The sequence below is a fragment of the Tetzosporium hominis genome (genome assembly GCF_002265435.1).
Classification (GTDB): Bacteria; Bacillota; Bacilli; order Bacillales_A; family Planococcaceae; genus Chryseomicrobium; species Chryseomicrobium hominis.
Map to the genome: position 1 here is coordinate 1 of NZ_NOKQ01000157.1, position 255 is coordinate 255.

At 42.0% G+C, this 255-nt stretch carries 1 protein-coding gene; it reads right to left on the reverse strand.

The window, feature by feature from the left end; genetic code table 11:
• Nucleotides 1–255: IMPACT family protein (locus CF394_RS03475; RefSeq protein ID WP_207761675.1), on the reverse strand; the 255-nt coding region annotated here is incomplete at both ends.

A 255-nucleotide genomic window follows, 5' to 3' on the forward strand; every position in this document is an offset into this window, starting at 1 on the left:
ATCGTGTAACGACGGCGCAAGTATCCTTAAGTCCGCGTTTTTTTAATACTTCAAGCATTGGCACTCCCGCTGTACCGCTTGGTTCTCCATCATCATTGGCTTTTTGGATATGATCGTTCTCGCCAATTACGTAAGCCGAGCAATTATGAGTCGCATTCCAGTGCTGTTTCTTTATTTTCTGTATAAATTCCTGTGCCTCTTGTTCGGTAGAAACACGGCTTAAATGACAGATGAAACGCGATTTTTCTATAACAA